This window comes from Nitrospirillum karajorum (genome assembly GCF_036348415.1).
Classification (GTDB): Bacteria; Pseudomonadota; Alphaproteobacteria; order Azospirillales; family Azospirillaceae; genus Nitrospirillum; species Nitrospirillum amazonense_B.
The window spans coordinates 370,919-397,517 of the sequence record NZ_JAZBQB010000002.1; the positions used below are offsets into that span (position 1 = coordinate 370,919).

Genomic DNA, 26,599 nt, shown 5'->3' on the forward strand with positions numbered 1-26,599 from the left:
GCATGGCTCATTCCGAACGATCCGATGCTATCGTGGGGACGCCCTGTGAAGAAGGCGGGAGGACGATCAATGCCTGGAATGCTGGACCCGCTGTTTCGCGGCAGCCCGGTGGATGCGGTGTTTACCGACACCGCCACGGTGCAGGGCATGCTGGACGTCGAGGCGGCGCTGGCACGGGCGGAAGCGGGACTGGGCGTCATCCCCCCCGGCGCCGATGTCGCCATCGCGGCCCAGTGCCAGGCCAGCCATTTCGACCTGGAAGCCCTGGCCCAGTCGGCGGCGAAGGCCGGCAACACCGCCATCCCCCTGGTCAAGGCCCTGACCGCCCGCGTCGCGGCGGCGGATCGTGATGCCAGCCGCTTTGTCCACTGGGGGGCCACCAGCCAGGACGTCATGGATACCGGCCTGGTCCTGCAGATTCGCCAGGCCGTGGCCCTGGTGGATCATGATCTTGCGACCCTGGAGGGGCATCTGGCCCGGCTGGCCGAGCGCCATGCCGAAACGCCGCTGGCTGCCCGTACCTGGATGCAGCAGGCGCTGCCCACCACCTTTGGCCTGAAGGCGGCGGGCTGGATGGCGGCCGTGGGCCGCACCCGCCGGGCTGTGGCGTCGGCCGGCCATGATTGCCGGGTGGTACAGTTCGGCGGGGCGGCCGGCACCCTGGCCGCCCTGGGCAACCGGGGGCTGGAGGTGGCGGCGGCCCTGGCCCACGAATTGGACTTGGCCTTGCCCGACCTGCCTTGGCACGGCCATCGCGACCGGCTGGTTGCGCTGGGCGCCGCGCTGGGCTTGGTCGCGGGCGTGCTGGGCAAGATGGCCCGCGACCTGTCGCTGCTGATGCAGACCGAGGTGGGGGAGGCGTTCGAGCCGGCGGAGGCCGGCAAGGGCGGCTCGTCCGCCATGCCGCATAAGCGCAATCCCGTCGCCTGCGCCGTGGCCCTGTCGGCCGCCAACCGCGTGCCGCCCCTGGTCGCCACCCTGTTCGCGGCCATGCCGCAGGAGCAGGAGCGGGGCCTGGGCGGCTGGCACGCGGAGTGGGAGACCTTGCCGGAAATCTTCCGCCTGGTGGGGGGCAGCCTGCGCGTCATGGTGGGCACCATGGCAGGGCTGGAGGTGGATGCCGGGCGCATGCGCGCCAACCTGGACATCACCCATGGCTTGCTGATGTCGGAATCCGTCGTCATGGCGCTGGGGGCGGCCCTGGGCCGCGGCCCGGCGCACAGCTTGGTGGAAAAGGCCAGCCGCCAGGCGGTGGCCGAGGGCCGGTCCCTGGGCGATGTGCTGGCCACCCTGCCGGAGGTCACGGCCCACCTGTCGCCGGAGCAACTGGCCGCGGCGCTGGACCCGGCCCACTATCTGGGCATGGCCCCGCACTTCGTCGCCCAGGCCCTGGCGGCCCGCACACCTTCCCGTGATGCATGAGGAAAACGCGCCATGCCCCTGATCACATTGGATGATGGCTGTAATATGAGCTATCGCATCGAGGGGCCTGCCGACGCCCCGCCGCTGGTGCTGTCCAATTCGCTGGGCACCGCGATGGCGATGTGGGAGCCGCAGATGGCGGCCCTGACCCGGCACTATCGCGTCATCCGCTATGACAGCCGGGGCCATGGCGCCAGCGACGCCCCGGCCGGCCCCTACACCATGGAACGGCTGGGCCAGGACGTGCTGAGCCTGTTGGATGAGCTGGACATCTATCGTGTCCGCTTCTGTGGTCTGTCCAAGGGCGGCATGGTGGGGCAGTGGCTGGGCATCAACGCCGGCCAGCGGCTGGAGCGCCTGGTGCTGGCCAACACCGCCGCCTATATGGGCCCACCGCAGGGCTGGCAGGGTCGCATGGATCTGGTGACCGCCCAGGGCATGGGGGCCGTGACCGAGGCGGTGATCGAACGCTGGTTCACCCCGGGTTTCATCGCCGCCGAGCCCGAGGCGGTGGACCGTGTGCGCCGCTTGCTGCTGGCCACCCAACCCCAGGGCTATGTCGGCTGCTGCGCCGCCATCCGCGACATGGACCAGCGGCCGCAGTTGCCGGCCATCGCTGTGCCCACGCTGGTCATCGGCGGCACCCAGGACCCCGCCACCCCGCCGGAAAAGGCGGAGGAGCTGCATGCCGCCATCAAAGACAGCCAATTGGTGATGCTGAACGCCGCCCACTTGTCGAACGTCGAACAGGCGGAGGCCTTCACCGAGGCCCTGCTGACCTTCTTGGCCTGAGGAGCCGATCCATGGATGAGCAAGAGCGTTACGAGTTCGGCCTGAAGACCCGCAAGTCCGTGTTGGGGGAGGCGCATGTGGAGCGCGCCCTGGCCAGCCGCACCGAATTCAACACCGAGTTCCAGGACCTGATCACCCGGTACGCCTGGGGGGAGATCTGGACGCGGCCCGCCATCGACCATCCCACCCGCCGCCTGCTGACCCTGGCGATGATGATCGCCCTGAACCGGGGGGAGGAGTTCAAGATGCATGTCCGCGCCGCCGTGCAGCACGGCGTGTCGCGGGATCTGATCAAGGAAGTGATCCTGCAGAGCGCCATCTATTGCGGCGTGCCGGCGGCCAACACCGCCTTCCACCAGGCGGCGGAGGTGTTCGCGGCGCTGGACGGGACTGTCGCTTAGCCATTATCCGCCGTCTCCCGCGCCACGGCCTCCAACTGTGCGCGCAGCCAGGCCTGGGCCGGGTCGTGCTGGGCGCGCAGGTGCCAGGCCATGTACATGCGCAGGGCGTCCGTGCCGGGCGGGGCCGTGGCCAGCAGGTCGGGAGGCAGGGGCGCGGCCTGGAAGTCCGCCAGTTCCAGCGCGTGCAGCCGGCCGGGCACGCAGGCCATGAGGTCGGTGCCCCGCAGGAAGGGCGCCAGTCCTGAGAAGTTGGCCACCGACACCACTACGTCGCGGCGGATGCCCAGCCCCTCCAGCGCCTTGTCGAAGTTCAGCGGGTCGGCGGAGGGGTGCACGACCGTCAGGTGGCGGCCGGCCAGGAAGTCGGCGGCGCTGCCGGGGCCGGCGCGGCGGGTACCGTCGAAGACGCAGACATAACGGTCGTCGAACAGCCGCTTCTGGATGATGTCCAGCCCCTCGGGCGGGGCCGGGGAGATCAGCAGGTCGCAGCGCGCCTCGCGCAGCATCTCGCTGGTGGGGCGGCCGGAGGGGACGATCTGCAGGCGGAAGTCGGCCACGCGGGCCGCCACCCGGGCATACAGGCGGGGCAGCAGCAGGTCGCGCTGGAAATCGTTGGCCGCCACCGTCCAGGACAGCCGGGCCTGCGCGGGGTCGAAGCCGTCCCCGGCGGTCAGCGCCTTTAGCCCGTCCATGATCGCCCGCGCCTGGGGCACCAGCCGCTCCGCATGCTGGGTGGCGACGATGCGCCGGCCGGACTTCACGAACAGCGGATCGCCCACCAGGCGGCGCAGGCGGTTCAGCGCGTGGCTGACAGCCGATTGCGCCATGTCCAGCCGGCGGGCGGCGGCGGAAACCGACCCCTCTTCATACACCGTGACGAACAGGCGCAGCAGGTGACCGTCGACGGCCAGATGATCCAGGATGCCCAAGGCCGTTCCCATCCATGAATATTATTGATGGATTATATGGTGACGCATGGGATTTCCAGAAGCGTTGATTGGTCTAGGGTGGGGCGAAAGATGTGGGCGCCGCACCTTTGAAGCCCCATCCCCAAGCCAATTCCAAAACAAATCCCGGGAGGACGGGTCCAGAGATGAGCAACGATACTGGAGAATTCGTCCGGCGCGACCGTGCCTGGCACCCGCCGGCCTTCACGCCGCAATACAAGACATCGGTGCTGCGCTCGCCGGGCAAGGCGCTGGTGTCGCTGCGCCAATCGGTGGGCGAGCGCACGGGCCCCGTGTTCGGCCACGGCGACCTCGATCCCTTGGACAACGACCTGATCCGCAACTACATCACCACCGGCGAGGAGGCGATCGGCGAGCGCATCATCGTCCACGGCCGGGTGGTGGATGAGATGGGGCGCCCGGTCCGGGGCAGCCTGGTCGAGGTGTGGCAGGCCAATGCCGGCGGCCGCTACCGCCATCGCCATGACCGCTACATGGCGCCGCTGGACCCGAACTTCGGCGGCTGCGGCCGCTGCGTCACCGATGACGACGGGCGCTATTTCTTCCGCACCATCAAGCCGGGGCCCTATCCCTGGATGAACCACAATAGCGATTGGCGCCCCTCCCACATCCATTTCTCGCTGTTCGGCAATGCCTTCGCCCAGCGCTTGGTGACCCAGATGTATTTCGAGGGCGACCCGCTGATCGCGCGCTGCCCCATCATCGGCACCATCCCCGACAAGGCGGCGGTGGACATGCTGGTGGCCAAGCTGGACATGGGGGAGATGGTGCCCTTCGACAGCCTGGTCTACCGCTTCGATCTGGTGTTGCGCGGCCGCCGCTCCACCTTCTTTGAAAACCGGCCGGAGGGGAACTGAGCCATGCCCGTTGACTATTTGAAGGAAACCCCCTCGCAGACCGGCGGGCCGTATGTCCATATCGGCTGCCTGCCGTCCTTCGCCGGCCTGAACCTGCGCACCCAGGATAAGCCGCACATCTTGGCGGGCGGCGGTGTGCCCGGTGAGCGCATCCGCATCGAGGGCGTGGTGTGGGACGGCTCCGGCCATCCCTTGCGCGACGTCATGCTGGAACTGTGGCAGGCCGACAGCACCGGCGCCTACAACGCCCCCGGCTTTCGCGGCTGGGGCCGCGTGGGCGCCGACGCGGAGACGGGCCTGTGGGCGTTCGAGACCGTGCGCCCCGGCGCCACGCCCTGGATCGACGGCCGGCCGCAGGCGCCGCACTGTTCCCTGCTGCTGTTCGCGCGCGGCATCAACATCCACCTGCACACCCGCATCTATTTCGATGACCGGGCGGATGCCAATGCCGCCGACCCGGCCCTGCTGTCCATTGAACTGGTGCACCGCCGCCAGACGCTGGTCGCCCGCCGTCAGGCGGGGGGCCAAGGGGGGCTGACGTGCCCACCTTCCGCTTCGACGTCCATCTGCAGGGCGCCCAAGAAACGGTGTTCTTCGACTGCTGACCCTTCAGCCGTTGGAACTGGTGAAAGGCCCGGCCGACTGTGCCGGGCCTTTTGCGTTAGTCGGCCTATAAATCGTTATAAATCAGTATCTTGATGGTCAGAAGAATATTGGAAGAGTGATCCGGCGCGCCCGAACCTTACCCTTCGCCAACGCGGCCCGTGACCTTTGAGGGAACAGGGGCGGGCCATTGAGCGGAGGAAAAGGAAATGAGCGCGACACTGCCGGCTGCCGCCAAGACGGCTACGGGAACCGGGGCGGCCGATACCCGGCGCCGCGTCCTGGCGGCGCCGGGCGTCTATGTCCGTATGCCCGCGCGCCCGATGACGGGAACCCAGGTTGCGGGAACCCAGATGGGGGCGGCCAGGCTGGCCAAGCTGGCCGGGGCGCTGGTGGAGCAGACGGACGCCGTGACGTTCAGCCTGGCGGCGGCCAGCGCCTATTTGTTCTCCCTGGCCCAATTGTCCGTTCCCTCCCTCCGGTTCGAGGACCTGCCGTCCCTGCCGTTGTCCGCCGCCGCTCGCGTGGCACAGACGGACTGCGACGCCTTCCTTGGGCAATTCACCCTGTTCCAGGCGCAGGCGGAAACCTGGGTCACCCCCCGCCGGGGGGCGGAAGTGCCCAGCCTGTTTTCCCAGTTGGCCACGCCGGTGGCGGTGCTGGCCGACGTCGCGCGGCTGGTCGGCGATGCCCTGGCCGGGGCCACCGCCCATTCCGGGGGCAGGGTTTCCTGCACCTATTCGCTGAAAGCCTGCCAGCGTGCCGCCCGACACCAGGTGGACAGGGTGTCCGCGCTGTTGGGGGCCGCCGGCCAGCAGGGGCAGCTTCTGACGGACGGCGCCGCGGCGCTGCTCGCCTCCCTGCGTGGTGGGGCGCTGGCCCCGCTGCTGGCGGGCAGTGGGGAGGATGTGCAGGCGATGGCCCAGGCCCTGGACCACGCCCAGGCCTGTGTCGCGGCGGAAGGCGCCCGCATCCTCGCGGGGCGGGGGCAGGCCAGACTGACAGCGGGCGTGGTTGGCCTGACCCTGTGCTGGAATTCCCTGGGGTGGTCCATGGTGCCGGGCGGCGTGCTGAGGGCGGGCGAGGGCACGGCCGATGTCAGTGGCCTGCAGGGGCAGTTGGGCCGGCTGGAGGCGTTGATCGAGCTGAAGGGCAACCGGCACCGCCAGGAACAGTCGGCGGCCCTGGTGTTGGCCGGCATGCGCGCGCAGCTGCAGGGCGTGGCCCCCATGGTCCAGGCGGTTCAGGAGGAACTGGCCGCCCTGGCCTGGTTGCTGGGCAACCTGCCGGCCGAGGTGTCGTCCGTTCTGGCCGAAGTGTCGGCCGAGGATTTGGCGGTGGAGCGGGCGGAATGGAAGCGCATCATGGCCGACACGGCGTTCGGCGATGGCCTCACCATGCACTTGTGGCCCTCGCCCACACGGCTGAGCGCCCCGTCCCTGGTGGCGGTGGCGGGTGACGATGTGTTTTGCGTCGCCTCCTCCGGGCGCCTGTATCAGCACGCCGGCGGTGACGCGGCGTGGGCCGACATGGGCGAAAGCGCCCTCAGCTGTGTCAGCGATGGCTATGACGTGGCGGCCATCGATGGCGCGCCGGTGGCCTCTGTTCCCCTTGGCATGGCCCCCGCCGGTCGGCAGGTGAAACTCTACGACAGGTTCACCCGGGCTTGGCGGGTGATCTCCACCTTCCCGGCGTCCTGCATCGCCCTGGGCGGCGGGGACCTCTATGCGGTGAGCCAGGCCGCGGGCGATAGCGTGGGCGAGGGGCGGGTGCACCGCTATTCCGGACGGGGGCGGGGCTGGGCGGCGCTGCCGGAGCTGCCCGGGCCGGACATCGCCGCGCAATTGGCCGTGGCCGGGGGCGTCGTCTTCGCCCTCGCCAACAACAGCCAGGCGCTGTACCGCTTCAATGCCGCCCGGCAATGCTGGGTCCGCGTCGGCCGCCTCACCTGCCTGTCCATTCGGGGCAACGGCGGCAAGCTGGGCATCGTGGATGTCGAGAACCGGGCCTTCGTCTATGACCCGGTGGCCGGCGGGGCGCCGCGGCAGTTGGGGGTCGGCGTCGGCGCCATCGCCCAACTGTCCAATGGCGACCAGTTCAGCATCGCCAGTCCCGCGCCGGGGGCGCTGTGGTACACCGACACCAGCGCCAAGCCGGCCTGGCGGACCTACCTGGCGTCCGATGCCGCCGCCGTCTTCGCCAGCGACGCCGATGTCGTCCATTACCGCGACGGCCAAGGCCGCCTGCACCGCGTCACGCCGGACGGCGACACCGTCGCCCTGCCGCCGCTGCCGGAGGTGTGAGGGCAATGCGGGGGGAGGATGCGCACGCCGACGTCCGTCGTGGTCACCCGGACCTGGCGCGGGACGCGGGACAGGAACCGGCGCCCGCCGTTGTCGCCCTGTGCAATCACCTGATCCTGTTGGCGCGCGGCCTGTTCGCCATCCGGTTCAGCCCCCTGCCGGCCTGGGTGGCGGGCCAGGCGCTGGCCCTGGCCCTTGAGTATGGGCTGTGGCAATCCTCGCTGTGGCGCAGCCTGTATGACGGCCTGATCACCGGCGGCCTGGTCGCCCTGGCGCGGCGGTGCCGGGGGCTGATGCCGCCCGTGCGGGGTGACCTGTCGGTCGCGTCGCTGTGCGCCCTCTGCGATGTGCTGGCCAACCAACTGCTGCTGGGGGCCAGCTACATCCGCCAGTTCCAGGCCCTGGCCCGCGATTTGCCGGAGGCGGACAACCGCGCCGCCCTGGACCTGAAGGCCATCGCGGCCACCCTGCGCGCCACCCTGGCGGCGTTGTCGCCGCCGGTGGACGCGGCGATGGCGGGTGGCACGGGCGCCCTGATGGTGACCCTGGTCGATGTCCTAGCCATGGCGGGGGGCGCGACGCCGGACGGCGGGGAGGGGGCGGCCACGCTGGGCCTGGCCTGGGCGGCGTCCCTGCCGGGGCCCGCCCCGGTGCCGCCACCACCGGCCCTGCGCGCGGCCGTGCGCCCTTTGCTCGACTGGTGGCGGACGGCCGACCCCGCAACCCGCCGCGCCGGCCAGTTGGCGTTGATGATCGATATGTTGACGGAGGTGACCGGCCCAGGCACAGCGGCGCTCACCGCCATCGCCGCCGTCAAGGACATCTGTCAAGGTTTGGGCGTTAACGGACCGGGTGATGAGGGGCCGGGCGGTGCTTCCAATGGTGGCCAGCGGCCCACCGCCCCCGGTGCGAACCTGACCCCGCGCCTGGCGGTGTCAGCCTGGGCCGACATCTTGAGCCGGTTGGAGATAAGACTTCCGCCGCCACGTTCCAGCGCTGGACAATAAAGCGTTCTTAAGTCGTGCTCTTGGCCGCGCCCATCGCTGGGCGCGGCTGGTTTATTTTTACGAGCGCTGAACTTCCAATAAAAACCGCCGACGATGATGCCGAGGGCACAGATTACAGTAATGATTACTAGCAGTGAGGGTTCTGCCCCGGGTCATTGACAACTACAGGATCGGGGCTAACGATGGAAACGGAGATATCGCCGTGTGGTCGCGCGATCAGTTTGAAGCCGAAAGGCGTAGTACCAGTATAACCGGGAAGATTTTCATCTTGGATGATGATGGATGCGCTGGCGATTTGAACGGACGTGATCTGCCGGGTTATCGCTACACCGGGCGCCGTGCTGAGATTTACAAAAGTGAAGCTGTAGTCATTCTGCGACTCGGGACAGAGACTATAAGTGATCTGTGCGGGATTGTGGTTCGGCAGGGTGATCTGACCTGTATGAGGGTCAATACCATCACCGGAATAGCTCCAGACGTAACCATCGCCCTCGATCTTTATAGTCACAGAGGCATTAATTTTCGTGGTGCTCGGGCTTTTCTCAGACATTATAATCCTCTATCTTTCTTCTTGTTTCAAAGATTCAATATATTTTGGCTTTTTGTATCCAATTTCTGCTAACCAAACCGACTGGCTTTTTGCCGCAGAAATATTATTTGATTGCAGGCTTGCCAAAACGAACGACTCAACAATATACCAATCCTTTGTTCCATAATCAATGTAGTTTTTTGATATTGCTATAGATTCTTGAAGATTTATATGTGCCAGTTCGAAATTCCCAATTTCCTTATTAGCCTTAGAGAGGAGAATTAGGGTTGACGATAATCGTGCATCATATTCTGTTGACATTTTTCTTTTTTCTTTTTGGGTGCGCAGAAAAGTTACGGCGGCGCTCAATCGAGCCGCCGCCTCCTGAAATTGATTAAGACCGAGAAGGCTGGCGCCCGTGTTAGCTTGATTGACTATATCGGTGAATGCCCAATCTGCATTCGCAGGATCCTGCTCACGAAATTTGGCCAGTTCGATGGCTAGGGTGCGTTGAAGTGCCAAGGCATTGGTGAACTGATGCCTTTCAATCAGGAACTCCCCGGCCATGACTTCCACGTTTAGGCGCAGGCGCTGCCAAATCTGATTACTGGGGTCATGGGCCACCAATTCATGGACAAGCTCTCTTGTCTCAGCCATCAGCGCATCGGCCTTCTGTTCCTCTCCCAACGCATCAAGTAAATTGAGCCGACGGTACTGGCAGGCGCCCAGCATATATACCCATCTGAATTCCGAGGGCGCGTCGGAGCGCAATGACTGTAGTTCATTTGCCTCCTCATCAAAAAGTAAGACAGCTTTGCGAAGCGCGCCCTGCTCGGCATAGGTCGTGCCAAGCCAAGACAGGGTGGAGGTCATGGACGCGCGCAATTCCCGATCATTGGGGCGTTGGGCCAGGGCTTGGCGCATCAAGGGTAACGCCGCTTCGAAAAATTTAGCAGCTTTCTCATAATTTGCCCGTTTAACGGCTGTCGATCCCAAGTTGGTCCGGGCGTAGGACAACTCAATCCAGGCGTCGACGCTGTTGGGCGCGATAGCCATCATGCGCTCACTATAGCGCTCATACTCCCGGAAGGCCGCTTCCGCGCCGTCCAGATCGTTCGCATCCAGGCTGATCTGCCCCATCCAGAAAGCCACCGCCCCCAAATCCTTCAGCAGATCCAGGCTCTCCAGGCCCTGGGCCAGATTGGCGTCAAGCAAGCTTTTCGCCTTGGTGAGGGCGGCTTGCGCGGACTTGGGATCGGCGCGCGAGCGGGCCACCTCCGCCAGGGTTTGCAGGGCCTTCGCCTGCTGCGTGCGGTCCTCCGGCGTCAGGTCAGACAAGGGTTCTTGACTGAAGTAGCTCAGGGCTTTTTCGCCGATGTCCGACAGCAGCTCCAGCCGGCCCAGGGGGCGCAGCTTGTCGGCGAAGTTGCCGACCATGAAGTTCATCAGGTCCTCGGCCTGGTGCTTGCGCTGCTGCGCCGTCTTCTCGGCCTGGCGGGCGACCAGGCCCAGGCCGCCGGCGAGGACGGCGATGGCGGCGAAGCCGGCCATGAGGCCGAAGCGGCGGCGCTCGGCCTGCCGTTCCCGCCGGACCGAGGCGTCGATATAGGCGCGGACGTCGGTGTCCAGGGGGATGGGCGTGAAGCCGGCCAGGTCGCGCGCCTCCTCCAACTGCCGGCCCCGGGGCAGCAGCAGATCATTGCGGCGCCCCTCCGCCAGCCAGCGCCGCGCCGCTTCCTCCATCCGGCTGCGGGCCTGGAGGAAGCGGCGGTGGTCGGCGATCCAGGCGGCGGCGCGGGGCCATTGGCGCAGCATGGCCTCGTGGGCCACGCCGAACACCGGTTCCCCCTCATAGACCTGGGCGACGAACAGGCGCTGCCGCACGAAGGTGTCGACCAGCGTCCGCTCTTCCGTCGTGGCCAGGGTGCCCCAGGGGATGCGGCGGCTGCGCGCCGCCTCATCCTGGGCGCCCACGGTGACGACCAGCGATAGCACGCGGCTGAGCGCGGCGCGGGCCGGGGCCGGTAGGCCGTCCAGCGTGGCCTCCGCCCGCTTGCCGATGGCGCCGTCCAGGCCGCCCAGGGCGCGGTAGGCGGCGACGGTCAGTTCCCGGCTGGTGCTGCGTTGCAGGTAGAGTTCATGCAGGGTGTATTGCAGCAGGGGCAGGGCGTCCGGCTGGTCCGCCGTCGCCTCGCACAGCATGTCGTCCAACTGCGCGCCGGTTTCCGGATCGGTTCCGAAACGAAGCCCGGCGACGATGGCGGGCAGCCGGATCATGTGGATGATCTCGGCGCGCGTGGGCGGCGCCAGGTCGAAATGGCCACCCTGGGCCTTGGCGGTCAGCAGCAGGGGTTCGCGGGCGACGTCGGGATAGAAGTCGTTGCGGCAGGCGGCGATGACCAGGATGGCGCCGCTGCCGGCCAGGTGGCCCAGCGCCGTGAAGAACTGGCGCCGCCGCGCCGCGTCGAGGGGGAACACCGCCTCCAGCCGGTCGATGAACAGGATGGCGCGGGCCTGCGGCGCGGCGGCGGTGACCGGGTCCAGGAAGGCCGGGCGGTCATTCCCCGACAAGGCGGCGCCGATGGCGTCGGCGCTCAAGCCGTCCAACAGCGGCCGGCCGTCGACCTCCAGATCCAGTAGCGCGCCGCCCAGGGCGGTGGGCACGGGCATGCCGTCGACATCGCCCAGATCCAGTATGCTGGCGCCCAGGAAGGGGAAGGGCGCGCCCGCCGCACGCAGGGAGGGGAACAGCCCCGCCTGCACCAGCGACGTCTTGCCGCTGCCGCTGGGGCCCAGGACCACGACCAGGCCCTGGCCGGCGGCGGCCTGGGCGGCCACGGTGTCGCGCAACTGGGCGATGGCCGCGTCCCGGCCGAAGAACACGGCGGCGTGCGCCTCGTCAAACGCGTCCAGGCCGACGAAGGGGGAGGCGTCGATCCAGCTGTCCACGGTCGCGGCCGTGCCATCGGCGGCGACGGGCATGACCGGCGCCACGGTGCGATAACCCCGCTTGCGGATATTCTCGATATAGCGCGGGTCGCCGGCGGTGTCGCCCAGCAGCTTGCGCAACTGGGTGATCGCCTTGTGGACCTGGTTTTCCCCCACCGCCAGGCCGTCCCAGCACAGGTGCAGCAGGTCCTCCGCGCTGACGATCTGGCCGGCGCGGTCGCACAGCGCCAGCAGAACGTCCATGGCCCGCGGCTCAACCTTCAGCGTTTGCGCCGATTGTTCATGACGTACCGTGCAGGCCTGCGCGTCGACCAGCCACTCACCGAAGTGAAAGCTCTTCGTCTGCAATTCTTTCCCCCATCAGCCGCGCGGTGCTCCGTCGCGGCCATCTTCCCCAGGGGGCGTTTTACCATATCCGTGGGTTGGTTAACGCGTTTAAATATCCTGGGGAACTTGGCGGGGCTTGGTTCAGGCGTCGTCGCCGCACACGTCGATGCCCGTGGCGGCCAGCAGGATGGGCTGTTGCTCCGGCCCGATCTTCAGGCCGTGGAAACCCGCCAGCTGCCGCAGATCCAGGCCGCTGATCTCCGCCCCGCGCAGGTCGGCACCGTCCAGCTTGGCATCGGTGAGGGTGGCCTGGAACAGGTCGCTGCCGCGCAAATCGGCGTCGGTCAGGTCGGCGGCGTGCAGGTCGGTTTCCCGCAGGCGGCAGCGGGCGATCACCGCGTCCTTCAAGGACAGGCGCGACAGATCGGCCAGCTCGAAGGTGCAGTCGCGGAAGGTGGCGCGGTGCACCGTGCGCGTCCGGCTGAGCGCGTGGTGGAACTCCACCAGATGGAAGCGGGCGGCGAAGAAGACGCAAGCGTCTGCCTCCACCTCGAACAGGGTGCAGCGATCCAGTGTGCAGAACGACAGGTCGCAGCGGGTGAGGCGCGCCGCCCGCAGATCGCTGAAGGCCAGGGTGCAGCCGGCGGTCTTGTCCGCAGGGTCCACGAAGCGGCAATCCTCCAGCACCGCGTCGCGCAGTTTCACATGCGACAGGCGGCAGCGGACGAAGCGGCACTCCCGGAACCGGGCGTCACTGAAGTCCACGGCGGTGAAGCGCACATCCTCGAACACGCAGTTATCGAACCGGCAGCCGGTGGCGTCCAGGTCGCGCCAGTCCACGCCGGCGAAGCGGCTGTTTTGGACCTGGCCGGTGGCAAGGGTATTTTCCAGCGTGTCGATGTCCATGCGCGCGCGCCCCCTGCGGCTATGATGGCGGGCGGAGATCATAGCCGCGGGGAAGGGCCGCCGGGAATGACAGTTGTGCGGGGGGGCGATTGTACCTCCGCCCCCCTCCGTTCAGATGGGCAGACCGACGTAATTCTCCGCCAGCGCCGTGGCGGCGGCGCGGGAGCTGACGACGTACTCCAGGTCGGCCTCGCGGACGCGGTGCTCGAACGCGCCGGCGGCCTCATCCGTGTGCAGCATGGTGGTCATGTACCAGGAGAAGCGTTCGCCCTTCCAGATGCGCGCCAGGCAGGTGGCGGCGTAGCTGTCGATGCCGCTGCTGTCGTTCCGGGCGTAGAATTTCTCCAGCGCGCGCGACAGCACCAGCACGTCGGCCACCGCCAGGTTCAGGCCCTTGGCCCCCGTGGGCGGCACGATGTGGGCGGCGTCGCCCGCCAGGAACAGGCGGCCATGGCGCATGGTCTCGCAGACGAAGCTGCGCATGGCGATGATGCCCTTCTGAATGATGGGCCCCTCGATCAACTTCCAGCCGTCCGTCGTCTCCAGCCGCTGGTGAAGTTCCGACCAGATGCGCGCGTCGGACCACTGGGCGATGTCATCCTTGGGATCGCACTGGATGTACAGGCGCTGGATTTCGGGGGAGCGGGTGCTGAGCAGGGCGAAGCCCCGGTCGTGGCGGGCGTAGATCAGTTCGTGGTGGGAGGGCGGCGCCTCCGTCAGGATGCCCAGCCAGCCATAGGGGTAGATCTTCTGGAATTCCTGGCGCTGCGTCGCCGGTATGGCCTGGCGGCTGGGGCCGTGGAAGCCGTCACAGCCGGCGATGAAGTCGCACTCCAGCACGGCCGGGGTGCCGTCGGCCCGTGCGAAGGTGATGGACGGGCGCTCCGTCTCCACATCGTGCAGCCGCACGTCGCGCACACCGAAATGGATCTGGGCGCCCTGGGCCAGGCGGTGGGCCACCAAATCCTTGATCACCTCATGCTGGGGATAGACCGTGACCTTCTTGCCGCCTGTCAGGTCCACCATGTCCAGGTGATGGCTTTGGCCTTTGAAGCGCAGGGTGATGCCGGTGTGGAAATGGCCGTCGCGTGTCATGCGCTCCCCCACCCCCAACTGGTGCATCAGGTCGACGGTCCATTGTTCCAGCACGCCGGCGCGGATGGTGCCTTCGATTTCCTCCCGGGTGCGGGATTCGAGGATGACGCTGTCGATGCCTTGGCGGTGCAGCAGTTCCGAGAGGAACAGCCCGGCGGGGCCGGCGCCGATGATGCCGACTTGGGTGCGGATGGACGGGGTGGTTGACATGGGGAATGGCCCTCCCGAGCCTGAAGCGTTCTTATTCCGGGCCGCACCCCACGCCGGGGCCGCCCACCCCGGAACGATAGGGGCGGGGGCCCCATCCCCGGAATGGACGCGGCGCTACAAAAATTGGATTTTTTCGCAATGATTGGGCAGGGTATTCATCAACGGCCCACACCAGGTGCCATGCGATGTAACGGCCAGAGCAATACATGTTATTGACCATATCGATCATGGATGGGCATTTTTCCGCCGGTCCACGATGGGCTGGGGCGGGGCGATGACCCGCCCGGACATCCCCGTCTTCTCCCTGTATGGCGAGGCGCCGGCGACGGCGGAGGACCGCTTCCTTCATGTGGAGCTGATCGAGGACCGCAGCAGCCTGGTGGATTGGCGCATCCGCCCCCATCAGCATGGCGACCTGGTGCAGTTCCTGGCCATCCGCGAGGGGGCCGGGCAGGTGCAGGCGGACCAGCGCACCTGGACCTTCGACGGCCCCACTTTGATCCTGGTGCCCGCCGGGGTGGTGCATGGCTTTGCCTTCGCCCGGGGCACCATCGGCTGGGTGGTCACCCTGTCCGACCGCATCCTGCGCGGCCTGGCGCGGCGCGATCCCGCCTTCGCCGCCCTGGGGGGCGAGGCCGCCTGCCTGGCCATGGCGGGGCAGGAGGGGGCGTTCGCCGCCGTGCTGGCCGCCGCCGATGGGGTTCTGGCCGAATTGCGCGGGCAGGGGCACGGCCACCGTGTGGCGGCGGAGGGGCATATGCTGGTGCTGATGGCCGCCCTGCTGCGCGTGGCGCGGCCGGCCCTGGCCTCCGGTGGCGGTGGCGGACGGTCGGGACAGGTGGCGCTGGTCGCGGCCTTTCGCGCCCTGGTGGACCTACATTACCGCAGCCACCGCCCGCTCGACGCCTATCTGACGGAGCTGCGCACCTCCTCCTCCACCTTGCGGGCCGCCTGCCTGGCGGTGACCGGCCGGCCGGCCATCGGCCTGATCCAGGATCGGCTGATGACAGAGGCCAAGCGGCTGATCCTTTACAGCGGCCGGACCATCGCCGCTGTGGCGTATGAGCTGGGCTTCGAGGACCCGGCCTATTTCTCCCGCTTCTTCCAACGGCAAAGCGGGGAGTCCCCCGCGCTTGGCGCCAGCGGCTGATGACGGACTGGCCGGTGGCCGACACCGCCTCGCTGGAACCGCCCGATCCTCTGGCCGCCCCTGTCAGCGATCCTTGATGGTTCCGTGTCGGCGCCTGGCCGCCGGGTGGCCGAACAACCTCTGACTTTAACCGTTTATTGAACGATTCACCCTATTCCTCGGGTCAGTGATTAACCATTGCGGCCAGCCAGCGCGGCTTGGTGGCCGCTGATATGGGACGCCGGGTCCGATAAACGGACACCGTCCCGCCGAGGCGTGTTGGGGGGAACAGGGCTGATGACCATCCGTAAGTTGATCGCATCCTGCCTGGGCGGTGTCGCCGCCTTGATGCTGGTGTTGGGTGCCGTGGTGGCGGTGGAGCAATGGCGCATGGCGACGGCGGCGGCCGATGCCCAGAGCCTGGCTCGCGTCATGGCGGCGCTGTTTCATGTGACGGAAAGCCTGGCGATCGAGCGCGGCCCATCCCTGGTCGCGCTGGGTAGCGCTGAGTCCGCCACCCTTGCGCCGATGAGGGAGCAGCGCGCCAAATCCGACGCGACCCTGAAGGCCCTGGCCGATCTGTTGGCGACGGAGGATTTTGATGCCAAGGCCAACCTGAAATCGCTCCTGTCCACGCTCGGCGGTCGCTTGGCAACCCAGCGCGGCGCTGTCGATGCCCTGTTGGCCAAGCCCCTGGCGGAACGACCGGCGGCGGAGACCGATGCCTATGTCAAGGGCATGTTCGCCATTATGGCCGACCTTAATACCGAGTTGAACGCCACCAGCCGGTCGCTGCTGCAGCGCGCGCCGGAGGCCGGGCATTATGCCAACATCGCCATGATGGCCTGGGCCTACCGCGACTATGCCGGGCGACAATCTTCCCTGCTGTTGCAGGCGCTGAACAGCGCCAAGCCGATGACCGCGCCGGCGATGCGCGATGTCCATGTCATGCAGGGCCATCTCGATGACCTGGAAGGACGGCTGGAGGGTCAACTGGCCCTGGCGGGCACCCCGGACAGCGTGGTGGCCGCCGCCGCCATCGCGCGCGAGGGATACAAGAACATCTACGGCGCGATGCGCGCCAAGGTGCTGGACGCCAGCGCCGCCGGCGTACCCTACCCGGTTGATGTCATCGAGTACCGCCGCATCAGCGTGCCGCAACTGGCCACCATTCTCGGCATCCGCGACGCCGCTATCGCCGAGACGAACCGGCTGGCCGATCATCAGTATGACAGCGCCCACAAGGCCCTGCTGCTGATTACCCTGTTGCTGGTGGTTGCCGGTGCGGTGCTGGTCGGGATTGTCTGGCTGGTTGGCCACCGCGTCACCGGCCCGCTATCCATTCTGACCCAGGTCGTGATGAAGATCGCGGGCGGCGATCATGACCTGGCGGTGCCGCTGACGGCGCGGAAGGATGAGATCGGGGAGATGGCGGGTGCCATTTCCATCCTGCGCAGCAACGCCAAGGAGGCTGACATCCTGGCCGAACGTCAGCGGGAGGAGAACGTGGCCAAGGAACAACGCCGCCATCGGCTGGAAAGGGCGACCAGGGATTTTGCCACGTCCATCGATCAGGTCGTGGCGGGTTTCTCCGGGGCGGAGCGGTCATTGCGCGGCGCCGCCGACAGTCTGACACTGTCCGCCGGTGACACCATCAGCCTGTCCGGGACAGTGGCCAGCGCCGCGGAAGAAACCTCCGCGAATGTGCAGACAGTGGCGGCCGCGGCTGAAGAGCTGAACCAGTCCATCGCCGAGATCGCCCGGCAGATGGTCGGTGCCACCACCACCTCGGACGCGGCGGTGCGGGAGGCGGCTGGAACCAAGCACTCCATGGACGCGCTGGTCGGCGCCGCTCAGCGCATCGGCGACGTGGTCAAACTGATCACCGATATTGCCGGCCAGACCAATCTCCTGGCTCTGAACGCCACCATCGAGGCGGCACGGGCGGGCGATGCCGGCAAGGGCTTCGCTGTCGTGGCCAGCGAGGTCAAGGCCTTGGCCAACCAGACGGCCAAGGCAACGGAAGATATCCAGGCCCAGGTGGCGGCTATCCAGGAGGAGACGGCACGCGCCGCCACCGCCATCGATGGCATCACCACCACCATCGCCAGCATGAGCCAGATCACCACCGGCGTGGCGTCGGCGGTGGAACAGCAGGGCGCCGCCACGCGGGAAATCGCCCGCAACGTTCAGCAGGCGGCCCTGGGAACGCAGGAGGTGTCGTCAAACATCGCCGGCGTGCGGACCGCCGCCGATGAAACAGGCAACGCCGCCCGCAGCGTGCTCGGCTCCTCCGACGTTCTGGGGCGCGAGGCCGACACCTTGCGTGCGGTGGTCAGCGGGTTCGTGGCGACGGTCAACGCCGCGTGAGGCTGGCCGCGGGCTGGGAAGGGGGGCCGTCCGTCGCGGTCGCCCCCTTTCCGGCCCGCGCCATGAGCAAGGCCGCGCCCAAGCTGAAGCCATAGCCCCACAACAGCCAGGCGCCGGCCAGGCGGCTGACCGTGTCGTCGGGGCCGTAGGCGCGGGGGAACCAGTTCAACGCCACGCCATCGGCGACCATGACCACGGTACCCACCAAGCCCACCCCCGCCATAAGCTGGTCCCGGGATAACCCGGCCAGCCGGCGGATGAGATAGACACTGGTCCACGCGACCGAAACGGTGCTGGCGAAGTTTAGCGGATTCCATAGCGGGTCGGTCAGCAACTGGGGCAGACCGCGCAGGTAGGCCAGGGCCGATAGCCAGAATACGCTCCCCAGTGGAATCAAAATCCCCACCTGGCGCCGCGTCAACATCTGCCACCCCTCCATCATGCTGGTTGTCATGGCACGATACGCACGGAGGGGGCGTTCAGCTCACCCCCATCTCGATGGACAGGCGGATCAGGTCGGCGGTGCGGGCGACGCCCAGCTTGGCCTTGATGGCGGTGCAGGTGTTGGCGATGGTCTTGTAGCCCACCCCCAGCTCGGTGGCGATTTCCGCCAGCGCCCGGCCCTCGCCCAACAGGCGCAGGATCTCCAGGTCCCGTTCCGTTAGGCGCTGGGTGGGATTGCCGGCGGCCATGCCATGCACCGCCAGTTCCTGGGCGATCTCGTTCTCCACATAGCGCCCGCCTTCGCCCAGGCGGCGGATGGCGGTCAGCAGTTCGTCGGGATCGGCGTTCTTGCTCATATAGCCCTTGGCCCCGGCCGCCAGCGCGCGGGAGGCGTACAGCGCCTCCGCATGCATGCTGAAGACCAGGACGCAGGCCGACGGGTCCTCGATCAGCAGGCGCTGCAGCAGCTCCAGCCCGCCCACGCCGGGCAGGTTGAGGTCCAGCAGCACGATGTCCGGCCGGTCCTCCCGATAGCGGACCAGGGCGTCCCGGCCGGTGGCGGCCTCGGCGATCACGGCGCCGGGCAGGGGGGCCAGCAGCCGTTTGAGGCCGGAGCGCACGATGGCGTGGTCATCGACCAGGAGCAGTTTCATGCCAAGGCTTTCGCGGTCAGGGTCATTCAGGCGGCCTCGCGGGCCGACAGGGTGGTATGCCCGGTGGCCAAGGGCAGCAGGGCGCGAACCCGCACGCCGCCTTCCGCCCGGTTGCCCACCTCCAGCGTGCCGTCCAGCGCGGCCACCCGCTCGGCCATGCCGCGCAGGCCATAGCCGGTACCGCTGGAGTGAGACGGGGAGTGGGCGGGCAGACCCTCGCCGTCATCCACGATCTCGACGGTGAGGCCATCGACGCGGGGGGCGACGGTGACGGTGATGTCCCGGGGCCGCCCGTGACGGATGGCGTTGCTCAGGCTTTCCTGCACGATGCGATAGATGGCGGTGTCGCCGGCCTCGCCCAGGTGCAGGCCGGGCGTCACGGCCACGGTGATGGCGACATCGGGCCGCCGGGCGCGCCAGAACGCCGCCAGGTTTTCCAGCGCGGCGCCCAAGCCAAGGTCGCTCAGGCCCGGCGGACGCAGGCGGCCCAGGATGGCCTTCACCTCCTGCTGCACATGGGCCACCGCCTCGCGGGCGGAACGGGCCTGGTCACGCATGGCCGGGTCGCCCGCCCGCTCCGCCGCCGCCAGAAGGGCGGTGACGTCGACGTTGATGGCGAAAAGATAGGGCCCAACCTCGTCATGCAGGTCGCGGGCGAGGTCCGCGCGCTCCTCCTCCTGGATGGTCTGCAATTGCTCGTGCAGGCGGCGATTGCGCGCCTCCGCCGCCGCCAGGCGTTCGATCATGCGGTTGAAGCCTTCCGCCAGGCGGCGCAGCTCCGGCGGGCCGGCCTCCACCACTGGGCGCGCCGCTTCCACGCTGGCGTCCTGGGCCACGTGCGCGAAGGCCTTGGATAGGCGGTCGACGGAGCGCAGCGCCCGCCCCAGGGTCCAGTAGACCATGGGCAGGGCCAGCGCGCTGAACAGCACCATCATCACGGCGTCGTCGCCCAGTTCCCCCCATACCTCCGACACTTCGCCCGCCGGGTCTGTCTCCAGGCGCAGCCACAGGCCCTGGCCGGAAAATCCGGGCAGTGGCACCTCGGCGCTCAATTGCGGCACGTCCAGGGAGGCCACGAACCAGGCGGGGGCGGGGTGGTCCGGCACGGCCAGGGAGGAGGAGGCGATCAGGCCGGTCCCGGGCTTGTGTAGGCTGACCTTGAGATGGCGGTCGCCGTTGAAGGCGTCGACCAGGCGGGTCAGCAGGGCGGTGACCTCCTCATCACTGCGGTCCGCCGGCGCCGAACGGCCGGCCAAGTGGGCCAGCGCGCTGCCCACCGTATGCTGCCCCACGGACAAGGCGGCCTCCATCTCCGTGCGCACGGAATGCTCCGCCCGCAGCCAAGCGGCGGTGGCGCCGGTGGCCAGGCTGACCAGCAACAGTAGGGCGATACTCAGGACCAGACGGATGCGCAGCGACATGAGGTTGGTTCCCCAGCGGTCCAATACGACGTCGCCGCCCAGCATTGGACGGCGCCTCCCAACCCTATCTAACAGGCGCTTGCCGCTCTCATGCAACAGTCGCCGCGATATCGGGAATTTTTCCCGGGAAAATCGGGAAGGGGGCCTATGGCCGGGCCTGATGCTTGCGACTAGCCTTTCATCAGCTCCATCCTTCCGGTGCGCCCCATAATGAAAAACGTCCCGGCCGGTCTGCTGGCCCTGCTGTGCGCCACCTGTTCCACCCTTGCCTTGGCGGCTGAGGCCGATCCAGCGCCCGACGGCGCGCCCCCTACGCTCAGCGACATCATCGTCATCGGCGTGACGCCCCTGCCGGGGGCCAATGTGCCGCTGGATAAGGTGCCGGCGGCGGCCACCACCCTGTCGGCGGACGATCTGGCCCGCATCCATTCCGTCTCCATCCTGGATGGCATGGCCCAGCGGGTGCCCGGGCTGGCGCTGTCGGACACGCAGGGCAACGCCCTGTTCCAGGACATCCACTATCACGGCTTCACCGTCTCCCCTCTTCAGGGAACGCCCCAGGGCATCGCCGTCTATCAGAACGGCGTGCGCCTGAACGAGGCCTTCGGCGACACGGTGAACTGGGATTTGGCGCCGGAGGTGGCGATCAATCGCCTGACCTTGGCCACCAACAATCCGGCTTACGGCTTGAACGCCCTGGGCGGGGCGGTGACCCTGGAGATGAAGAACGGCTTCACCGTCCAGGGCGGCAGCGCCGAGCTGCTGGGCGGCAGCAACGGCCGTGCCCAGGGCTCCGCGGAGTTCGGCTGGCAGTCCGGCAATTTCGGGCTCTACATGGCGGCGGAGGCGACGCGCGACGATGGCTGGCGCAAGCAGTCCGCCTCGGATGTGGAGCGGTTCTACGCCGACGCCGGCTGGCGCAGCGACAGCGCGGAGGTGCATCTGGTCGCCGCCGCCGCACGGTCCAGCCTGGGAGTCGTCGGGCCGACGCCCCTGGAAATGATCCAGGCCGACGAGACGTCGATCTATACCTGGCCGCAGACCACCAGGAACGACAGCGGCATGCTGGCCCTGAACGGCAAGGCCGACCTGGCGCCTGGCTGGTCCTTACAGGGCAATGTCTACGGCCGCCATTTGGGCCAAAAGCATGTGGACGGCAACGACGGCAATTTTGAAGGCTGCAGCCGCCGGTCCTCCTATGGGGGCAAGCTATGCCTGGAGGACGACCCGTTCGGCACGCCGGCGGGCGGCAAGACCACGGCGTTCCGCAACCAGTTCGTCATCACCGACCTTGCCGGCCACACCTTCGCCTATAACAACAATGCCAATTACGGCACCCTGGACCGTACCGCCACGGATACCACCTCGGTCGGCGGGTCATTGCAGCTGACCAGTGACCGGCCCTTGATGGGGCTGGGCAACCGCTTCGCCGCCGGCGGCAGCATCGACCACAGTGACATCCGTTTCACCGCCACCAGCACGCTAGGCGTCATCAATCCCGACTTTTCCGTGACCTCCCAGGGCGACGCGGCGAACGATATCGCCGGCGCCGGCCTGATCATCCGCACCCTGGGCAACCTGGGCTATGCCCCGGTCTGGCTGTCGGGGACCACCGACTATTATGGCGCCTATGTCACCGACACGCTGGACCTGACGCCGGCCCTGTCGCTGACCGCCGGCCTGCGCCTCAACGTGGCCGACATCAGCACCCGCGACCGCAGCGGCGCCGCCCCCGAGCTGAACGGTGATCACCGCTACACCCATTGGAATCCCCAAGCCGGCCTGACCTATCAGTTGGGCGGCGGGTTCAGTGTCTATGGCGGTTATTCCCAGTCCAACCGCGCACCCACGCCGCTGGAGCTGGACTGCGCCGACCCGTTGCGCCCCTGCCTGCTGGAAAATTCCCTGGTGGCCGATCCGCCGCTGCATCAGGTGGTGGCCAACACCTATGAGGCCGGCGTGCGGGGCACTCAGGGCGTGGCTGGCGGGCGCCTGGATTGGACCGTGGGGCTGTTCCGCACCGACAGCGACAACGACATCGTGGCGCTGGCCAGCAGTATCCAGGGCCGGGGCTATTACACCAACGTGCCGTCCACCCGCCGGCAAGGTGTCGATGCCGGGCTGACCTTCGCCAGCGAGCGTTGGCAGGTTTACCTGAACTACAGTTTCGTGGATGCGACCTATCAGTTCGATGGCGTGCTGGCATCGGCCCACAATCCGTCCGCGGACGACAATGGTACCGTCACTGTGCACAGCGGTGACCGCATGCCGGGCGTTCCCCGCCACCAGGTGAAGCTGGGCGGCGATGTGCTGGTGACCCAGGAATGGACCGTGGGGGCCGCCGTGCAGTACTACGGCAGCCAGTACCTGGTGGGTGACGACGCCAACCAGAACGCGCCGCTGACGCCCTATTGGACCATGAATTTGCGCACGTCCTATCAAATCCTGCCGGACATCCAGGTGTTCGGCGGCATCAACAACCTGTTCGATCGGCGCTATGCCAGCTATGGCACCTATTTTGAGCTGAGCGGCGCCAGCGACGTGCTGGGCCGCCAGCTGAGCGATGCGCGCACCCTGACCCTCGGCGCGCCGCGCACCTTCTATGGCGGTGTGAAGGTTTCGTTCTAAGCTATTGGAGTTTCTGAGTTCCAACGGGCGACGCGATAATCCTCCCGCTGGAAGGGGGGCCGGTCCCATCCGCTACCGGCCCCCCTCTTTTTCTCATTTCAGACCTATTGGGCGGTCACGCGCCAGACGGTGTTGCCCACGTCATCGGCGATCAGCAGGGCCCCGGTCTTGTCGATGGCCAAGCCCACCGGGCGCCCATGGGCATGACCCTCCGCATCCAGGAAGCCGGTGACCACGTCCATCGGTTGGCCATTTGGCTGGCCATTGCTGAAGGGTATGAAGATCACCTTGTAACCATTTGGAATATTTCTATTCCAGCTACCATGTTCGCCGACGAAGGCTCCCCCTTGGTAGGTGCTGGGCAGGTTGGTGCCGGTGGAGAAAGCCATGCCCAACGGGGCGACGTGGGTGCTGAGGGCATAGTCCGGCACGATGGCGCGGGCCACCAGGTCGGGGCGTTGCGGTTTCACCCGTGGGTCCACATGCTGGCCGTAATAGCTGTAGGGCCAGCCGTAAAAGCCGCCATCCTTCACCGACGTCATGTAGTCCGGCACCAGGTTGGGGCCCAGCTCGTCACGCTCGTTCACCACGGCCCACAGCGCGCCGGTCTGCGGTTCCCAACTGAGGCCGTTGGGGTTCCGCAGCCCATCGGCATAGATGCGCCAGCGGCCGGTGGCGCGGTCCACCTCCCAGACGGCGGCGCGGTTCTTTTCCGCCTCCAGGCCGTTTTCGGTGATGTTGCTGTTGGACCCGACGCCGACATAAAGCCGGGTGCCGTCCTGGCTGGCCAGCAGGCTCTTGGTCCAGTGATGGTCGATGGGGCCGCCGGGCAGGGGGGTCAGGGTGGTGCCTTCCGCTGTCATCTGGGTTTCACCCTCGGTGTAGGGATAGCGCAGGATGGCGTCGGTGTCGGCGACATAGAGGTCCCCGCCGACCAGGGCCACGCCGAAGGGGGAATTGAGATGATCCAGGAAAACGGTGCGCGTTTCGGGCACGCCGTCGCCATCAGTATCGCGCAGCAACGTGATGCGGTTGCTGTTCTTGGTTTCGCCGCCGGACGTGGCCATGGATTCCACCCAATGCATGATCAGGTCCTTGGGCCGCTTGACCGGCTCACCTTCCGGCGCCACCGATTCCACCACCAGCACGTCACCATTGGGCAGGACATAGAGGGAACGGGGATGGTGCAGGCCGGTGGCCAGCGCTTGGATCTTCAGGCCCTGGGCCACGGCCGGCTTCTCACCGTCCTTCCAACCCACCACCTTGGCCACCTTCATCGGGGGCAGCAGGTATTGCTCCTGTTTCGGCAGCGTCGGGTTGGCGCCGACCTGGGCGTTGGGGTCGGTGCCTTTGCTACCATCGTCGCAGGCGGCAAGGCCGAAGGCGGCGGCGCCCGCCAGGATCAGGAGTCGAAGACGGTGGGCGATCATGACCGCACCTCCACGACCCGGCGCCGCTGGACCAGCACCGACCAGCCGATCCAGTTGCTGGTCAGCACCACGACCAGCGCCAGGGCTGACAGGATCAGGCCCTGGGGCACAACCGAGGTCCAGGCGTCGCGGCTGTGGACGAAGCAATTTAGGATGGCCAGGCCCAGCGCCAGCAGGTTGCCCAGGACATGCGGCCAGGTTGGCGCCCAGGCGGGTGCCTGGATCACAAGATAACGGCGCTGGGCCAAATCGATCAGGCCCGCAATCAGGGCGATGCCCCCCAGGACGGCGCCGACGAACAACAGCCAGGCTGAGAAGTCCGCCCACATCATCTCCGCCGTGCGCCAATAGGCCAAGTCGGTAAAAAACGCGCCGATGAAGCAGGCGCTGGGAAAGGGCACCAGCATGGGATAAAGGGGCGCACGGACCACCTCAACCGGGGTGTTTTCCACCGTCGTCAGGTGGATCGGCGTCCCTTGGACGGTCGATCGGGTGATGTCACTGGGCATGGCCGCTCCTTGGTCGCAATCCATCCGTCCGCGCCCAACCGCTTGGACCTATGCACGGTTCCAGAGCGCCGCCACAGCCGATCAAGCTATCGGCGTGCAGCCTGTCTGTGCTATATTTTTCCATAACGTATCTTATCGGGGTATTGTGTGTAGGCGCAAAGTTAAACTGTCAGACCAGAGCAAAGTAGAAGTGTCAGTCTCCTGGTTGGGTGGTGCCGGCTGGGAGGTTGGTGATGGGCTGGGTGGTGATGAGCGATCGGGAAGTTCGGCGGGTGGAGGTTCTTGGGGATGTGGTTGGCGGCCGTCTGACGGCGTCGTCCGCTGCGGTTGTTCTGGGCTTGAGCGAGCGGCAGGTATGGCGCTTGCTGCGGCGGTATCGGGATGGTGGCGGCGGCGCGTTGGTGCACCAGGCGCGCGGTCGCCCGTCGAACCATCGTCTGGATGGTGGGGTTCGGGAGCTGGCGCTGGAACTGGTGCAGCGGCATTACGGGGATTTTGGTCCGACGCTGGCGGCGGAGAAGCTGGCGGAGCGTCATGGGCTGGAGGTGTCGCGGGAGACGCTGCGGGGTTGGATGGCGTCGGCTGGGCTGTGGCGGTCACGAGCGCAGCGGCGGCAGTTCCACCGCCCTCGCCTGCGGCGGGAATGCCTGGGGGAGCTGATACAGATCGATGGCAGTGAGCACCGGTGGTTTGAGGACCGTGCTGGGCCGTGCAGCTTGCTTGTGTTCATCGATGACGCGACGGGTCGGCTGATGCAGTTGCGGTTTGTGGCGTCGGAGAGCGCGTTCAGCTACTTCGCGGCGTTGGAGGGGTACCTGGTTCGGCATGGTCGGCCGTTGGCGTTTTATTCCGACAAGCACACGGTTTTCCGGGTGGCGAAGACGGAGGCGCGGACAGGTCAGGGCCTGACGCAGTTCGGGCGGGCCATGGCGGAACTGGGGATTGAGGTTTTGTGCGCGAACTCCAGCCAGGCGAAGGGCCGGGTTGAGCGGGTGAACCGGACGCTGCAGGATCGGCTGGTGAAGGAGCTGCGGCTTGCCGGGATCAGCGATATGGCGGTTGGCAACGCTTTCCTGGAAGGGTTCATGGAACGCTTCAATGCCCAGTTTGCCGTGGTCCCTGCCCGGCCGGAGGATTTGCACCGGCCGCTGGGGGCTTTGGCTGAGCGGTTGGGGGACATCCTGTGCTGGCGGGAGCGGCGATATGTGGGGCGGCAGCTGACGCTGTCGTATGAGCGCCGGCGGGTGATGCTGGAAGAGACGGCGGTGACGCGGGGGTTGGTGGGGCAGTATGTGGACAGCTACGCCTTTGCCGACGGCCGGGTGGAGTTCCGCTGGCAGGGCGTTGCCCTGCCCTACACCGAGTTCGACAAGAGCCAGCGGGTGAGCCTGGGGGCGGTGGTTGAGAACAAGCGGCTGTCGGCGGTTCTGGCAGAGATTAAGACGATGCAGGACACCAGGCTTGCGCCCCAGGTGCAGACCCACAGCGAGCGCATCGGTTACGCCAAGACGGGGGGAAAGCCGGGTCGCAAGAGGGGCTCGACGTCGCTGCGTGTTGGGGGTGGCCGGTCCGCTGCGCCTTCGGCTCCGCTCCCCGCCCACCCCCAGCACTGACAGTTCTACTTTGCGGGACACCCTGACACTTCT

Annotated in this window: 21 protein-coding genes; 11 read left to right on the plus strand and 10 right to left on the minus strand. The window is 67.3% G+C overall.

Annotation, left to right across the window (positions count from 1 at the left end; genetic code table 11):
* Positions 1 to 69 precede the first annotated feature (69 nt).
* From UCD39_RS09335 to pcaC, 3 genes are read left to right on the plus strand one after another with little or no spacing between them, the layout of a single operon-like run.
* Positions 70 to 1,422: a 3-carboxy-cis,cis-muconate cycloisomerase gene (locus tag UCD39_RS09335; RefSeq protein ID WP_330495757.1), complete on the plus strand. Its 1,353-nt coding sequence runs from the start codon at positions 70 to 72 to the stop codon at positions 1,420 to 1,422.
* Positions 1,423 to 1,434: 12 nt separating this feature from the next.
* Positions 1,435 to 2,214 carry a 3-oxoadipate enol-lactonase gene (pcaD, locus tag UCD39_RS09340; RefSeq protein WP_330495758.1) on the plus strand — a complete coding sequence of 260 codons (780 nt, stop codon included), beginning with the start codon at positions 1,435 to 1,437 and terminating at the stop codon, positions 2,212 to 2,214.
* Between the two features lie 11 nt (positions 2,215 to 2,225).
* Positions 2,226 to 2,615 carry a 4-carboxymuconolactone decarboxylase gene (gene pcaC, locus UCD39_RS09345; RefSeq protein WP_330495759.1) on the plus strand — a complete coding sequence of 130 codons (390 nt, stop codon included), beginning with the start codon at positions 2,226 to 2,228 and terminating at the stop codon, positions 2,613 to 2,615.
* Here pcaC and UCD39_RS09350 read toward each other — a convergent pair.
* Entirely contained in the window at positions 2,612 to 3,556 is a 945-nt protein-coding gene (locus UCD39_RS09350; RefSeq protein WP_330495760.1) for a LysR family transcriptional regulator, read from the minus strand. The genes pcaC and UCD39_RS09350 overlap by 4 nt on opposite strands.
* Before the next feature lie 152 nt (positions 3,557 to 3,708).
* Between UCD39_RS09350 and pcaH the strand changes: the two genes are divergently transcribed.
* The 4 genes from pcaH (at position 3,709) to UCD39_RS09370 (ending at position 8,353) form a co-directional block, all read left to right on the plus strand.
* A complete protein-coding gene (gene pcaH / locus UCD39_RS09355) occupies positions 3,709 to 4,440 on the plus strand; it encodes a protocatechuate 3,4-dioxygenase subunit beta (protein WP_330495761.1) in 732 nt (243 codons plus the stop codon).
* A 3-nt stretch (positions 4,441 to 4,443) separates the two neighbouring features.
* On the plus strand, positions 4,444 to 5,139 hold the full coding sequence (pcaG, locus tag UCD39_RS09360; protein ID WP_330495762.1) for a protocatechuate 3,4-dioxygenase subunit alpha: 696 nt from the start codon (positions 4,444 to 4,446) through the stop codon (positions 5,137 to 5,139).
* A 113-nt stretch (positions 5,140 to 5,252) separates the two neighbouring features.
* Positions 5,253 to 7,346, plus strand: a complete 2,094-nt coding sequence (locus UCD39_RS09365) for a hypothetical protein (RefSeq protein WP_330495763.1) — start codon at positions 5,253 to 5,255, stop codon at positions 7,344 to 7,346.
* Between the two features lie 5 nt (positions 7,347 to 7,351).
* Complete coding sequence (locus UCD39_RS09370; protein WP_330495764.1) at positions 7,352 to 8,353, plus strand: hypothetical protein; 1,002 nt, start codon at positions 7,352 to 7,354, stop codon at positions 8,351 to 8,353.
* Positions 8,354 to 8,480: 127 nt separating this feature from the next.
* Here UCD39_RS09370 and UCD39_RS09375 read toward each other — a convergent pair whose 3' ends face one another.
* The 4 genes from UCD39_RS09375 to pobA all read right to left on the minus strand — a co-directional run bounded on the left by UCD39_RS09375 (position 8,481) and on the right by pobA (position 14,369).
* Complete coding sequence (locus UCD39_RS09375) at positions 8,481 to 8,903, minus strand: DP-EP family protein (RefSeq protein ID WP_330495765.1); 423 nt, start codon at positions 8,901 to 8,903, stop codon at positions 8,481 to 8,483.
* A 9-nt stretch (positions 8,904 to 8,912) separates the two neighbouring features.
* Positions 8,913 to 12,179: an nSTAND1 domain-containing NTPase gene (locus UCD39_RS09380; RefSeq protein WP_330495766.1), complete on the minus strand. Its 3,267-nt coding sequence runs from the start codon at positions 12,177 to 12,179 to the stop codon at positions 8,913 to 8,915.
* 120 nt (positions 12,180 to 12,299) lie between these two features.
* Positions 12,300 to 13,064 (minus strand): pentapeptide repeat-containing protein, encoded by a 765-nt coding sequence (locus UCD39_RS09385; RefSeq protein WP_330495767.1) that lies wholly within the window; start codon positions 13,062 to 13,064, stop codon positions 12,300 to 12,302.
* 111 nt (positions 13,065 to 13,175) lie between these two features.
* The gene (gene pobA, locus UCD39_RS09390) at positions 13,176 to 14,369 is read right to left on the minus strand and encodes a 4-hydroxybenzoate 3-monooxygenase (RefSeq protein WP_330495768.1); all 1,194 of its coding nucleotides are present in this window, start codon (positions 14,367 to 14,369) and stop codon (positions 13,176 to 13,178) included.
* A 274-nt stretch (positions 14,370 to 14,643) separates the two neighbouring features.
* On the opposite strand from pobA, the gene UCD39_RS09395 reads away from it, so the two are divergent.
* Together UCD39_RS09395 and UCD39_RS09400 are read left to right on the plus strand one after the other, a co-directional pair.
* Complete coding sequence (locus UCD39_RS09395; RefSeq protein WP_330495769.1) at positions 14,644 to 15,519, plus strand: helix-turn-helix domain-containing protein; 876 nt, start codon at positions 14,644 to 14,646, stop codon at positions 15,517 to 15,519.
* 276 nt (positions 15,520 to 15,795) lie between these two features.
* Positions 15,796 to 17,868 carry a methyl-accepting chemotaxis protein gene (locus UCD39_RS09400; RefSeq protein ID WP_330495770.1) on the plus strand — a complete coding sequence of 691 codons (2,073 nt, stop codon included), beginning with the start codon at positions 15,796 to 15,798 and terminating at the stop codon, positions 17,866 to 17,868.
* Here UCD39_RS09400 and UCD39_RS09405 read toward each other — a convergent pair.
* The 3 genes from UCD39_RS09405 to UCD39_RS09415 are packed head-to-tail and all read right to left on the minus strand — an operon-like array spanning position 17,855 to position 20,431.
* Positions 17,855 to 18,292, minus strand: a complete 438-nt coding sequence (locus UCD39_RS09405; protein WP_330495771.1) for a hypothetical protein — start codon at positions 18,290 to 18,292, stop codon at positions 17,855 to 17,857. The two genes, UCD39_RS09400 and UCD39_RS09405, sit on opposite strands and share 14 nt — an antisense overlap.
* Before the next feature lie 55 nt (positions 18,293 to 18,347).
* Positions 18,348 to 18,965, minus strand: a complete 618-nt coding sequence (locus tag UCD39_RS09410; RefSeq protein WP_330495772.1) for a response regulator — start codon at positions 18,963 to 18,965, stop codon at positions 18,348 to 18,350.
* A gap of 26 nt (positions 18,966 to 18,991) precedes the next feature.
* A complete protein-coding gene (locus UCD39_RS09415) occupies positions 18,992 to 20,431 on the minus strand; it encodes a sensor histidine kinase (RefSeq protein ID WP_330495773.1) in 1,440 nt (479 codons plus the stop codon).
* Positions 20,432 to 20,596: 165 nt separating this feature from the next.
* On the opposite strand from UCD39_RS09415, the gene UCD39_RS09420 reads away from it, so the two are divergent.
* The gene (locus tag UCD39_RS09420; RefSeq protein WP_330495774.1) at positions 20,597 to 23,014 is read left to right on the plus strand and encodes a TonB-dependent receptor; all 2,418 of its coding nucleotides are present in this window, start codon (positions 20,597 to 20,599) and stop codon (positions 23,012 to 23,014) included.
* Positions 23,015 to 23,118: 104 nt separating this feature from the next.
* On the opposite strand, the gene UCD39_RS09425 is transcribed toward UCD39_RS09420, so the two are convergent.
* Positions 23,119 to 24,444, minus strand: coding sequence for a PQQ-dependent sugar dehydrogenase (locus UCD39_RS09425; RefSeq protein ID WP_330495775.1), 1,326 nt, complete (start codon positions 24,442 to 24,444; stop codon positions 23,119 to 23,121).
* Positions 24,441 to 24,953: a DUF2231 domain-containing protein gene (locus tag UCD39_RS09430; protein ID WP_330495776.1), complete on the minus strand. Its 513-nt coding sequence runs from the start codon at positions 24,951 to 24,953 to the stop codon at positions 24,441 to 24,443. The genes UCD39_RS09425 and UCD39_RS09430 overlap by 4 nt, the downstream gene beginning before the upstream one ends.
* Positions 24,954 to 25,186: 233 nt before the next feature.
* Here UCD39_RS09430 and UCD39_RS09435 point away from each other — a divergent pair, with 233 nt between their 5' ends.
* Positions 25,187 to 26,566, plus strand: coding sequence for an ISNCY family transposase (locus tag UCD39_RS09435; protein WP_442943531.1), 1,380 nt, complete (start codon positions 25,187 to 25,189; stop codon positions 26,564 to 26,566).
* Positions 26,567 to 26,599 lie beyond the last annotated feature (33 nt).

What these genes read in the sequence shown, in the direction of transcription:
- UCD39_RS09435 (WP_442943531.1), top strand. Translation starts at nt 25,187, where the DNA reads ATGGGCTGGGTGGTGATGAGCGATCGGGAAGTTCGGCGGGTGGAGGTT.
- UCD39_RS09370 (WP_330495764.1), top strand. Translation starts at nt 7,352, where the DNA reads ATGCGGGGGGAGGATGCGCACGCCGACGTCCGTCGTGGTCACCCGGAC.
- pcaC (WP_330495759.1), top strand. Translation starts at nt 2,226, where the DNA reads ATGGATGAGCAAGAGCGTTACGAGTTCGGCCTGAAGACCCGCAAGTCC.
- UCD39_RS09410 (WP_330495772.1), bottom strand. Translation starts at nt 18,965, where the DNA reads ATGAAACTGCTCCTGGTCGATGACCACGCCATCGTGCGCTCCGGCCTC.
- pobA (WP_330495768.1), bottom strand. Translation starts at nt 14,369, where the DNA reads ATGTCAACCACCCCGTCCATCCGCACCCAAGTCGGCATCATCGGCGCC.
- pcaH (WP_330495761.1), top strand. Translation starts at nt 3,709, where the DNA reads ATGAGCAACGATACTGGAGAATTCGTCCGGCGCGACCGTGCCTGGCAC.
- UCD39_RS09365 (WP_330495763.1), top strand. Translation starts at nt 5,253, where the DNA reads ATGAGCGCGACACTGCCGGCTGCCGCCAAGACGGCTACGGGAACCGGG.
- UCD39_RS09335 (WP_330495757.1), top strand. Translation starts at nt 70, where the DNA reads ATGCCTGGAATGCTGGACCCGCTGTTTCGCGGCAGCCCGGTGGATGCG.
- pcaG (WP_330495762.1), top strand. Translation starts at nt 4,444, where the DNA reads ATGCCCGTTGACTATTTGAAGGAAACCCCCTCGCAGACCGGCGGGCCG.
- UCD39_RS09430 (WP_330495776.1), bottom strand. Translation starts at nt 24,953, where the DNA reads ATGCCCAGTGACATCACCCGATCGACCGTCCAAGGGACGCCGATCCAC.
- UCD39_RS09375 (WP_330495765.1), bottom strand. Translation starts at nt 8,903, where the DNA reads ATGTCTGAGAAAAGCCCGAGCACCACGAAAATTAATGCCTCTGTGACT.
- UCD39_RS09395 (WP_330495769.1), top strand. Translation starts at nt 14,644, where the DNA reads ATGACCCGCCCGGACATCCCCGTCTTCTCCCTGTATGGCGAGGCGCCG.
- UCD39_RS09405 (WP_330495771.1), bottom strand. Translation starts at nt 18,292, where the DNA reads ATGTTGACGCGGCGCCAGGTGGGGATTTTGATTCCACTGGGGAGCGTA.
- UCD39_RS09400 (WP_330495770.1), top strand. Translation starts at nt 15,796, where the DNA reads ATGACCATCCGTAAGTTGATCGCATCCTGCCTGGGCGGTGTCGCCGCC.
- pcaD (WP_330495758.1), top strand. Translation starts at nt 1,435, where the DNA reads ATGCCCCTGATCACATTGGATGATGGCTGTAATATGAGCTATCGCATC.
- UCD39_RS09415 (WP_330495773.1), bottom strand. Translation starts at nt 20,431, where the DNA reads ATGCTGGGCGGCGACGTCGTATTGGACCGCTGGGGAACCAACCTCATG.
- UCD39_RS09350 (WP_330495760.1), bottom strand. Translation starts at nt 3,556, where the DNA reads ATGGGAACGGCCTTGGGCATCCTGGATCATCTGGCCGTCGACGGTCAC.
- UCD39_RS09420 (WP_330495774.1), top strand. Translation starts at nt 20,597, where the DNA reads ATGAAAAACGTCCCGGCCGGTCTGCTGGCCCTGCTGTGCGCCACCTGT.
- UCD39_RS09385 (WP_330495767.1), bottom strand. Translation starts at nt 13,064, where the DNA reads ATGGACATCGACACGCTGGAAAATACCCTTGCCACCGGCCAGGTCCAA.
- UCD39_RS09425 (WP_330495775.1), bottom strand. Translation starts at nt 24,444, where the DNA reads ATGATCGCCCACCGTCTTCGACTCCTGATCCTGGCGGGCGCCGCCGCC.